Genomic DNA, 9913 nt, shown 5'->3' on the forward strand with positions numbered 1-9913 from the left:
CCACCCTGTGCACCCCCACCGCCCCAGCACCGATGAGCCCGACCAACCCGACGAAAACCGACCGCGGCCTCATGATGCCCAAACGCCGCCGCACCCGCGCCCAAGACCGCCACTACCGCATCCAAGCCGAACGCCGACTCAACGACGACACCATCACCCAACGCAACAAACCCCCACCCTTCTGAACGCGGCGATGACATGCGGCCGGCACCCTGGTCTGTATCGGCATGAGCAACGAAGCGACCATCCGCGAGCTGATCACCCGATGGGTCGACGCCGTCGCCGCCTGTGACATCGACGGTGTGCTGGCCGACCACGACCCCGACATCGTGATGTTCGACGTCCCCCCACCCCACACCGGTTTGAGGGGACTCGATGCCTACCGCGACAGCTGGCCGCCCTTCTTCGAATTCCTCCGCAGCGGCGGCCGGTTCGAACTCCTCGAACTGGCCGTCACCGCGGGCACAGATGTGGCATTCGCCCACGCCCTGCTCTGGTGCGGCACCCAGGAGACCCGCGACACCGCTCCCGACACCCGGCTGCGGATGACCATCGGTCTCCGCCGACGCGACGGCCGCTGGCTCGTCACCCACGAACATCACTCGTTCTGCATGCTGTGACCGGTTTGCGGTAACAAGATCGACAAGTTCGGATAACGGCGCAGATCAGGCCCAATTACGCTGCTACGCTGGCGCTTCCGGCACGAAGAGTGTCCACGAAGAGTGCGAGGAAGGCGATGGCTACCCGTCGAGCGTTAGTGGCGTTGATGACCGCCACGGTCGTGATGGCCGCCATGGTCGGAACCCTCATCCGCCCGGTCGACACCGCATCCGCCGCACCCGTCGGCCAGATCTGGACGGGCCGGTTCTCCGTCGTGAGCTACGCCTCGCAGAAGGCAGGCACCAGTCCGGCGGCCCAACAGCCCGAAGCCGACTTCACCGGTCAGTACGTCTTCAAGACCGACTGCACGAGTGGCGTCTGCATCGCCACGGTTACCAGCGGCCCCCGCTCGTCGAACCCCACCGTCCCGCAACCGCTGCGCTACACCTGGGACGGCGCCCGCTGGACGCAGTCCTACGACTGGCAGTGGGATTGCTTCATGGGCGACGGCGCCCCGAAGGTGTGGGCGCCGGCGCGCAGCTTCGTCTACTACGTTCCGCAGCGCGACGGTTCGCTCGAAGGCAGTTGGCGCACCGACATCCTCGGCGGGCCCTGCAGCGGCAATGTCACCATGGCCGTCGCGGCGTTTCCCGTGTGGTGACGGCGCCCGTGTGACCGACTCACCGCGTTCCCCCGAACCCATGGTGGGCACGGCCAGGCACGGCGCCGATCATGATCATTACAGACAGATCAGCGGCCCGCCAGCGCCCGCAGGAAGAACGTCATGTTGGCCGGCCGCTCGGCGAGCCTCCGCACGAAGTAGCCATACCACTGCGTTCCGAACGGAACATACACGCGAACAACGTTTCCGGCATCAGCGAGCCGTTGCTGTTCCGGATCGCGGATGCCGTACAGCATCTGATATTCGAAGTCGCCGGATTTCCGGCCGTGCGCGGCGGCCAACGCAGGCACCGCGTCGATGACCGCCGGATCGTGCGACGCCACCATCGGATATCCGCGCCCCGCCATCAGCGTCTCGAGGCAGCGCAGATACGAATCGGTGACCGCATCGGCGTCGCGGAACGCCACCGCCGCGGGTTCGTCATAGGCCCCCTTGCACAACCGGATCCGCGCCCCCGATGCGGCGAACTCCGCACAGTCGTCCTGGGTGCGGCGTAGATACGCCTGCAGCACCGTGCCCAGCCAGTCGAACTCGGCCCGCAGTTCCCGCACGATCGACAACGTCGAGTCGGTGGTGGTGTGGTCCTCGGCGTCCACGGTGACCCACACGCCGACGCGTTGGGCATGCGTACAGATCGTGTGCGCGTTCTCCAGCGCGATCTTCTCCCCGTCCCGCGGCAGCGCCTGCCCCAACGCGGACAGTTTCAGCGACACCTCCAGTGGCCGCACGCCACCGTCTACGGGTTCGTCGCGACGGCCCATGGCGTCGAGCAGCTTGACGTACGCCTCGACCGTCGCGTTGGCGGTGTCGACATCGGTGACGTCCTCGCCGAGGTAGTCGACGCTGACGATACGGCCCGAATCACGAAGCGCCGCAACTGAACGCAACGCCTCTTCGACGCTCTCCCCCGGTACGAACCGGTGCACCACGCCTCGCGTGACGGGCAGCCGTTCGGCCGTGTGGCGCAACGAGTCCGAGCGGGCGGCGGCGAGGATCACCGGGCGCGCGATGCGCTGGAAGGCCCCCATCGCTCATACCCCCATGTGGGGATAGTCGTGGTCGGTCGGCGGGACGAAGTTCTCCTTGAGCGACCGCGCCGACGTCCACCGCAGCAGGTTCAGCGGCGATCCGGCTTTGTCGTTGGTGCCGGACGCGCGCGACCCGCCGAACGGCTGCTGTCCCACCACCGCACCCGTCGGCTTGTCGTTGACGTAGAAGTTGCCCGCGGTGTGCCGCAGCCGCTGCTGTGCGGCGAGCACCGCGCTGCGGTCATCGGCGATCACCGCCCCGGTCAGCGCATACTTCGCCCCGGTGTCGACGACACCGAGAATTCGCTCGTAGTCGTCGTCGGGGTAGACGTGCACCGACAGAATCGGTCCGAAGTACTCGGTGCTGAACGACTCGTCGGACGGGTCGTCCGAGAGTAGCACCGTCGGCTTCACGAAATAGCCTTCGCTGTCGTCGTATTCGCCGCCGGCCGCGACCGTCACCGAGGGTGCGCTCTTCGCCCGCTCGATCGCCGCGACGTTTTTGGCGAACGACCGCGAGTCGATCAGCGCGCCACCGAAGTTCGACAGGTCGGTCACGTCGCCGTAGCGCACCGCCTCGGTGGCGCCGAGGAAGTCGTCGCCCATCCGCTGCCACACCGACCGCGCGACGAACGCCCGCGACGCCGCCGAGCACTTCTGCCCCTGGTAGTCGAAGGCGCCCCGAATCAGGGCCGTACGCAGCACATCCGGCCGCGCACTCGCATGGGCGACGACGAAATCCTTCCCCCCGGTCTCCCCCACCAGTCGCGGATAGCCGTTGTAGCGCTCGATGTTCGCGCCGACCTCACGCCACAAATGCTGGAAGGTGGCCGTCGACCCGGTGAAGTGGATGCCCGCCAGCCGCGGATCGGCCAGCACCACGTCGGACACCGCCTTGCCGTCACCGGTCACCATGTTGATCACACCGTCGGGCAGACCCGCGGCTTCGAGCAGTTGCATCGTCAGGTACGCGGCGAATGTCTGCGTCGGCGACGGCTTCCAGACGACGGTGTTGCCCATCAGCGCCGGCGCGGTCGGCAGGTTGCCGGCGATCGCGGTGAAGTTGAACGGGGTGATCGCGTACACGAAGCCCTCGAGCGGCCGGTAGTCGGTGCGGTTCCACACCCCGCGGCTGCTCACCGGCTGCTGGGTGAGGATGTCGCGGGCGAAGGCGACGTTGAACCGCCAGAAGTCGATCAGCTCGCACGATGCGTCGATCTCCGCCTGGTAGGCCGTCTTGGACTGTCCGAGCATCGTGGCCGCGACCAGCTTCTCCCGCCAGGGGCCCGCCAGTAGGTCGGCCGCGCGCAGGAACACCGCCGCGCGCTCGTCGAACGGCGTCGCCTCCCACTGGGCCTTCGCGGCGAGTGCGGCGTCGACGGCGGCACGGGCATCGTCGTGCGAGGCGTTGGTCAGCGTGCCCAACCGCGCGGCGTGACGGTGGGGCTGCACGACATCGATGCGTTCGCCGTCACCCATGCGGTGGCGGCCGCCGATGACGTGCGGCAGGTCGAGGGGCTCAGCCGCCACCTGGGACAGGGCCTCGGTGAGGCGGGTTCGTTCACCCGATCCGGGGGCGTAGTCGTGCACCGGCTCGTTGGCCGGCAGGGGTACCTCGGTGATCGCATCCATGGCTCCAGAATCCCCGAGACGAGACCTGCGTCACTTAGCCGATCGGCCAAATAAACGCCAGCTCGTCATTACGATCGGACAATATGCGCAGCGCCCGCATCCGGCTCGGCGAGTTGCTGCTGGCGTTGGACCGCACCATGGTCACGCTGCAGCAGGCACCGCGCGGCCTCGACCTGCCGGTGGCGTCGGTCGCACTCGTCGACGCCGACGACGTCAAACTCGGCATCGCCCCCTCTGCAGGCAACGCCGACCTGTTCTTCCTGCTCGGCGTCCCCGCCGACGCCGCGGTGCGCTGGCTCGCCGCGCAGCCGCGCCCCCCGGTCGCCGTGTTCGTCAAGGATCCGGCGCCCGAGCTCGTGCAGCACGCGATCGCGCGCGGCGCAGCGGTCGTGGCCGTCGACCCGCACGCCCGGTGGGAGCGGCTCTACCGCCTCGTCAACCAGTTCTTCGACCATCGCGGTGACCGGGACGACCCGCCGCCGCCCGGCGGCACCGACCTGTTCGGCCTGTCGCAGTCGATCGCCGACCGCGCCCGCGGCATGGTCAGCATCGAGGACGCGCAGTCGCACGTGCTCGCGTACTCGGCGTCCAGTGAGGAGGCCGACGAGCTGCGCCGGTTGTCGATCCTCGGCCGCGCGGGCCCACCCGAGCACCTGGCGTGGATCGGGCAGTGGGGCATCTTCGACGCGCTGCGAGCCGGTCGCGACGTGGTGCGGGTGGCCGAACGGCCCGAGCTCGGGCTGCGGCCGCGCATGGCGATCGGTATCCACCTGCCGACGGGCGCCCGGCGGACGCCCACGTTCGCCGGCACGATCTGGCTGCAGCAGGGTTCGGCGCCGTTCGCCGACGACGCCGAGGAGGTGCTGCGGGGCGGGGCGGTGCTGGCGGCGCGGGTACTCGGCAGGATGGCGGCCACCCCGTCCACCCACACACTGCGGGTCCGGGAACTGCTCGGACTGTCCGACGACACCGACATCGACATCGCCGCCATCGCCCGCGACCTGGGCGTCGACGCGGGCGGCCGCGCCGCGCTGGTCGGGTTCCGCACGGCGGCACCCGGTGCACCCGCCGATGTCATCGCGTTGAGCGCCACGGCCTTTCGTGTCGACGCCCAGGTCGCCTCGACCGGCGACCGGGTCTACGTGCTGCTCCCCGAGATCGGGGCACCGTCGGTGACGTCGTGGGTGCGCGGCGTGGTCGGTGTGCTGCGCCGTGAGGCGGGGATGACCCTGCATGCGGTGATCGCCGCACCGCTGCCGGGCCTCGCCGACGTGGCGGGGGCGCGCGCCGAGATCGACCGGGTCTTCGACAGCGCGGCACGGCATCCCGGCGCGATCGGGCAGATCACGTCGTTGGCCGATGCCCGTGCGACGGTGCTGCTGGACGAGATCGTCGCGCACGTCGCCGGCCGGCCGGGGCTCGTCGACCCACGGGTGCGGACCTTGCGCGAGCGGGAACCGCTGCTCGCCGAGACGCTGCACGCCTACCTCGACGGGTTCGGCGACATCGCGGCGGTGGCGAGCCGAATGCACGTGCACCCGAACACGATTCGCTACCGCGTGCGTCGCATCGAGACGTTGCTCGGTGCCTCGCTGGACGATCCGGACGACCGGCTGGTGCTCGCGCTGGGGTTACGCGCCACCGAGAGCGATCAGCCGGTGAACGCGCCGCCGACCAGTTCGTCGAAGCGCTCCAGCGCCTCGTCACCGTCGTCGTCGATACCGCGCAGCGGGCCGCGGTCCTCGAGGTAGCGGCGCGCATACAGCCTCGCCACCAACGCCTTTCGCTCACCGCCGCGTTCGGCGCGCTCCCACGCCGCCTGTTCGGTCAGCAGGGCACCGGCGTACACGTCGGCCATGAACTGCGCCAGCGGGAACAGCCGCGCCTCGGCGACGGCGCCGTCGAGCTTCGTCCACGCCGTGATCGCGGCGTCGAGGTCGTCGACGCGCTGGGACACCAGGTGCGTGGTCGGATTGTCGTCGGACACCGACACCGCGTCGTGCAGCCTGCTCAGGAACGGCTCATGCGCCTGCGCCCGCCGGATGCCGCGCGCCACGTCGAGGCACAGGATGTTGTCGGGGCCCTCCCAGATGGTGTTGACCTGCGCGTCGCGCAGCAGCCGGGCGACCGGCCAATCCTCGATGTAGCCGTTGCCGCCGTGCATCTCGATTGCGTCCGATGCGGCGGTGATGCCGAGCCGGCACACCTTGAGTTTCGTGACGGGCACCGCGATGCGCTGCCGGACGCGCCGCGGCTGACGGTGATTGGCCAGTCCGGTGCCGTCGAAGACCATCGCCTGCGCGGCCTCGACGTCGACGATCAGCTCGGCGAGCTTGCGCCGCACCAGCGGTTTGTCGATCAGCGCGGAGCCGAACGCATGCCGGTGCCGCGCATAGGTCAGCGACTCGACCAGCGCCCGTCGCGCATTGCCCAGCGCGAACAGCGCGATGCCGAGGCGCGCGGCGTTGGTGAGTTCCATCATCCGGCCCAGCCCCTTACCGTCGGACGGGCCGGCGTCGGTGCTGGGCTCACCGGAGAGCAGGAACGCCTCGGCGTCGACGAACTCCACCTCGCCGGAGGCCACCGAGCGGGTGCCCAGCTTGTTCTTCAGCCGCCGGATCCGCACGCCGTTGCGGGAGCCGTCGCGCCGGGTGCGCAGGACGAGGAACGAAGCGACGCCGCGCCCCGAGTCCGGCGCGCCCTCGGGTTTGGCCAGCACCACGAACGCCTCGCCGTCGCAGTTCGACGCGAACCACTTGAACCCGTTGAGCGCCCAGGCATCGCCGCGGCGGGTGGCCGTCGTCTCCAGCGCGCCGAGGTCCGAGCCCCCCGTGCGTTCGGTGAGCATCTGGGCCGTCTCCCCCGCCCACTCGCCGGACTCGAACTTCGCCAGCACGTGCTCGCGCACGTCGGCGGGGGCATAGGCGGCCACCAGCGCCTGCACCATGCCGCCGCCGGTGCCCAGCGCGCAGCCCAGCCCGATGTCGGCCTGGTCGAGCAGGTAGTTGGCGGCGAACATCGGGATCGACGAGCGGCCACCCGCGGCGCGCACATCGTCGCGCAGCGCCTCCTGGGCGTCGAGCACTGCCCGCTTGGCCTCGGTGAACGACGGCGGCATGACGACGCGGCCCACGTCGTGTCCCCAGCGGTCGTACCGCTCCAGCCGCGGTGGGTTGCGGTCGGTCTCCTCGGCCCACCGGGCGACGGCGCCGCCCATCAGCTCGCCGATGCGCGTCAGATGTGTTTCCGCGACGGGCAGCTGGTCCGGCGGAAGGTAGTACGCGAGCGTGAACTGCAGTGTGGGATCGGTCGTGTACCAGTTCAGGCCGGCGGCACCGCCGAAGCGGTCCGTGCGGTAGCGGTCGGCCTTGTCGGCGGTGCTGAAGGGCAGCCGGTCGACGGCTTCGACGTCGTAGTCGCTCATCGACAGCGACGGTATTACGGGCGGCGGCGGACTAAGCCGGGTTCGCCGAAAGCCGTTCGGCGGCGGCGGCGATCCGCTCGTCGGTGGCGGTCAACGCCAGCCGCACGTGCCGGACGCCGCGGGGGCCGTAGAACTCGCCCGGTGCGGCCAGGATCCCGAGCCGCGCGAGCCGGTCGACGGTCGCCCGGCACTCCTCACCGCGGGTGGCCCACAGGTAGAGCCCCGCCTCGGAGTGGTCGACCGTGTACCCGGCGGCCTTCAGCGCGGGCAACAGCACGTCGCGGCGGCGGGCGTAGCGCTCGCGCTGCACGAGTTCGTGCGCGTCGTCGTCGAGGGCGGCCACCATCGCGGCCTGCACGGGTGTCGGCACCATCATCCCGGCGTGCTTGCGCACCGCCAGCAGTTCGGCGACCACCGCCGAGTCGCCGGCGACGAAGCCGGCGCGGTAGCCGGCCAACGAGGACGTCTTCGACAGCGAGTGCACCGCCAGCAGACCGGTGTGGTCGCCGTCGCAGACCGAGGGGTGCAGCACGGAGACCGGTGCGGCATCCCAGCCGAGGCCCAGATAGCACTCGTCGGACGCGACGAGCACCCCGCGTTCGCGGGCCCAGCCGACGACCTTGCGCAGGTGGTCGACGCCGAGCACCCGGCCCGTCGGGTTGCTCGGGGAGTTGAGGAAGATCAGCGCCGGGGTCTGCGGGCCCAGCTGGGTGAGCGAATCGGCCCGGATCACCCGGGCCCCGGCCAGCCGGGCGCCGACGTCGTAGGTGGGATACGCGAGTTCGGGCACCACCACCAGATCGTCGGACCGCGCCCCGAGCAGCGTCGGCAACCAGGCGATGAGTTCCTTGGTCCCGATCACGGGCAGCACGGCGTCGTCTGCCAGGCCGGTGATGCCGTAGCGGCGTTCGAGCGCGGCCTTCGCCGACGCCCGCAACGCGGGTGTGCCCGCGGTCGTCGGATACCCGGGTGCGGCGCCGGCCGCGGCGAGGGCCTCCCGGATCACCAGCGCCACCTCGTCGACGGGCGTACCGACCGACAGGTCGACGATGCCGTCGGGGTGGGAGCGCGCCAGCGCGCCGGCCGCTGCCAGCGTGTCCCAGGGGAACTCCGGCAGCGTCGAGGAGACCGCCCGGCGGGCTACCTCGGGGGCGGGCCTATGGGGAGGCGTGTCAGTCCTCGCCCTGCGGCGGCAGGTCCTTCACGGCCTGCGGATCGTTGTCGGTCTGGCCGACCTTGGACGCACCGCCGGGTGAACCGAGGTCGGCGAAGAAGTCCGCGTTGTGCTGGGTGTAGGCGCTCCACTGGTCCGGGACGTCGTCCTCGTAATAGATCGCCTCCACCGGGCACACCGGTTCGCAGGCTCCACAGTCGACGCACTCGTCGGGGTGGATGTACAGCATGCGTGCGCCCTCATAGATGCAGTCGACTGGGCACTCCTCGATGCATGCCTTGTCCTTCACGTCGACACAGGGTTCGGCAATGGTGTACGTCACCGGTTCTCCTAAGTGTTCCTCGGTCTAACTGTCCAGTGGGCTGCCGGATCGGGTAGGGCGCCCCGAGGCAGTTCCGCCGATCCGCCTGGAAGTATCCCCAGCCGATACCTGGACGGTTGTCTCAGTGTGCCCTAACTTGCACGCCCAATCCGGACTAGGAGTTGCGCGTGGTTACTGATACTAAACGTCGCACTTACAAACCTGCCAGCCGCCACACCTGATGCGCGTAAGCAATCGTGCGCTGGGACAACGATGACGCCACGGTGCTGCACACTGTGCGTCACCGTGGCGTCCGAAGGTCGTCGTCAGGCTTGTTTGAGGGCTTCGATCTCGAGGGTCACGGTGACCTTGTCGCCGACCACCGCACCACCGGTCTCCAGCGGCATGTCGATGTCGATGCCGAAATCCTTGCGGTTGAGCACGACGGACGCGTCGAAACCCGCGACCTCGCCCTGTCCCATGCCCGGGTTCGTGCCGCTGAACTCCAGCGCGAGGGTGACCGGCTCGGTGCGGCCCTTGATCGTGAGCTCACCGTCGAGTGCGTAGCCGTCGCCGTCCGCGCGCAGGCCCGTCGAGGTGAAGGTGGCGACGGGGTGGTTCTCGACGTCGAAGAAGTCGGCCGCGCGCAGGTGGGCGTCGCGTTGTTCGTTGCGGGTGTTCACCGAGGCCACGGCGATCTCGGCGGTCACCGATGCGGCGCCGTCCTCACCCACCGTGATGGTCCCGGTGAAGTCGTCGAAGGTGCCGCGCACCTTGCTCACCATGAGGTGGCGGACGGAAAAGCCGATGGTCGAGTGCACCGGGTCGATGGTCCAGGTGCCGGTTCCCAGCGCGGTGGTGGTTGCAGCGGTCATATGCGTCTCCTTCGCTCATGCGCCGGGCCGGTTCCGGCGCTCCACCCGATGAAACGGACCATGGTCCGGTTCTATTCCGACGGGGGGCGCGCCGAGCGTGCGTCCAGTGCGAGAAATCGCCGGCGGTTTCAAGCGGTCGATGCAACACCCTTCTGATTGAGGAGTGTTGTGGGTTCGAATCGTGTGTTGCGGTCGAG

The 9913-nt window shown here is 69.6% G+C and carries 9 protein-coding genes and 1 pseudogene; 4 read left to right on the top strand and 6 right to left on the bottom strand.

Going from position 1 to position 9913, the window contains the following annotated elements; translation table 11 throughout:
- From AU195_RS25420 to AU195_RS21435, 3 genes and pseudogenes are all read left to right on the top strand, one after another.
- Nucleotides 1-185, top strand: a pseudogene (locus tag AU195_RS25420) (HNH endonuclease signature motif containing protein); the annotation flags it as partial.
- 42 nt (nt 186-227) lie between these two features.
- Nucleotides 228-620, top strand: a complete 393-nt coding sequence (locus AU195_RS21430; protein ID WP_059161047.1) for a YybH family protein — start codon at nt 228-230, stop codon at nt 618-620.
- A 116-nt stretch (nt 621-736) separates the two neighbouring features.
- Entirely contained in the window at nt 737-1261 is a 525-nt protein-coding gene (locus AU195_RS21435; RefSeq protein WP_059161048.1) for an Rv2253 family sensor-like surface protein, read from the top strand.
- Nucleotides 1262-1350: 89 nt separating this feature from the next.
- On the opposite strand, the gene AU195_RS21440 is transcribed toward AU195_RS21435, so the two are convergent.
- Entirely contained in the window at nt 1351-2310 is a 960-nt protein-coding gene (locus AU195_RS21440) for a proline dehydrogenase family protein (protein WP_059161049.1), read from the bottom strand.
- Nucleotides 2311-2313: 3 nt separating this feature from the next.
- Nucleotides 2314-3942, bottom strand: coding sequence for an L-glutamate gamma-semialdehyde dehydrogenase (gene pruA / locus AU195_RS21445; protein WP_059161050.1), 1629 nt, complete (start codon nt 3940-3942; stop codon nt 2314-2316).
- An 83-nt stretch (nt 3943-4025) separates the two neighbouring features.
- Between pruA and AU195_RS21450 the strand changes: the two genes are divergently transcribed.
- The gene (locus AU195_RS21450; RefSeq protein WP_059161051.1) at nt 4026-5693 is read left to right on the top strand and encodes a PucR family transcriptional regulator; all 1668 of its coding nucleotides are present in this window, start codon (nt 4026-4028) and stop codon (nt 5691-5693) included.
- On the opposite strand, the gene AU195_RS21455 is transcribed toward AU195_RS21450, so the two are convergent.
- From AU195_RS21455 to AU195_RS21470, 4 genes are all read right to left on the bottom strand, one after another.
- Nucleotides 5594-7366, bottom strand: coding sequence for an acyl-CoA dehydrogenase family protein (locus AU195_RS21455; protein ID WP_059161052.1), 1773 nt, complete (start codon nt 7364-7366; stop codon nt 5594-5596). The genes AU195_RS21450 and AU195_RS21455 overlap by 100 nt on opposite strands.
- A gap of 31 nt (nt 7367-7397) precedes the next feature.
- Nucleotides 7398-8483: a succinyldiaminopimelate transaminase gene (gene dapC / locus AU195_RS21460; protein WP_082703158.1), complete on the bottom strand. Its 1086-nt coding sequence runs from the start codon at nt 8481-8483 to the stop codon at nt 7398-7400.
- A gap of 55 nt (nt 8484-8538) precedes the next feature.
- Entirely contained in the window at nt 8539-8862 is a 324-nt protein-coding gene (fdxA, locus tag AU195_RS21465) for a ferredoxin (protein ID WP_059161054.1), read from the bottom strand.
- A gap of 305 nt (nt 8863-9167) precedes the next feature.
- Complete coding sequence (locus AU195_RS21470) at nt 9168-9716, bottom strand: YceI family protein (protein WP_059161055.1); 549 nt, start codon at nt 9714-9716, stop codon at nt 9168-9170.
- Between the last annotated feature and the right edge of the window lie 197 nt (nt 9717-9913).

The sequence above is a fragment of the Mycobacterium sp. IS-1496 genome, from assembly GCF_001499995.1.
Classification (GTDB): Bacteria; Actinomycetota; Actinomycetes; order Mycobacteriales; family Mycobacteriaceae; genus Mycobacterium.

Excerpts from the sequence above, each read along its gene's own strand:
- AU195_RS21450 (WP_059161051.1), top strand. The coding sequence starts at position 4,026 with ATGCGCAGCGCCCGCATCCGGCTCGGCGAGTTGCTGCTGGCGTTGGAC.
- AU195_RS21440 (WP_059161049.1), bottom strand. The coding sequence starts at position 2,310 with ATGGGGGCCTTCCAGCGCATCGCGCGCCCGGTGATCCTCGCCGCCGCC.
- AU195_RS21430 (WP_059161047.1), top strand. The coding sequence starts at position 228 with ATGAGCAACGAAGCGACCATCCGCGAGCTGATCACCCGATGGGTCGAC.
- AU195_RS21435 (WP_059161048.1), top strand. The coding sequence starts at position 737 with ATGGCTACCCGTCGAGCGTTAGTGGCGTTGATGACCGCCACGGTCGTG.
- pruA (WP_059161050.1), bottom strand. The coding sequence starts at position 3,942 with ATGGATGCGATCACCGAGGTACCCCTGCCGGCCAACGAGCCGGTGCAC.
- AU195_RS21455 (WP_059161052.1), bottom strand. The coding sequence starts at position 7,366 with ATGAGCGACTACGACGTCGAAGCCGTCGACCGGCTGCCCTTCAGCACC.
- AU195_RS21470 (WP_059161055.1), bottom strand. The coding sequence starts at position 9,716 with ATGACCGCTGCAACCACCACCGCGCTGGGAACCGGCACCTGGACCATC.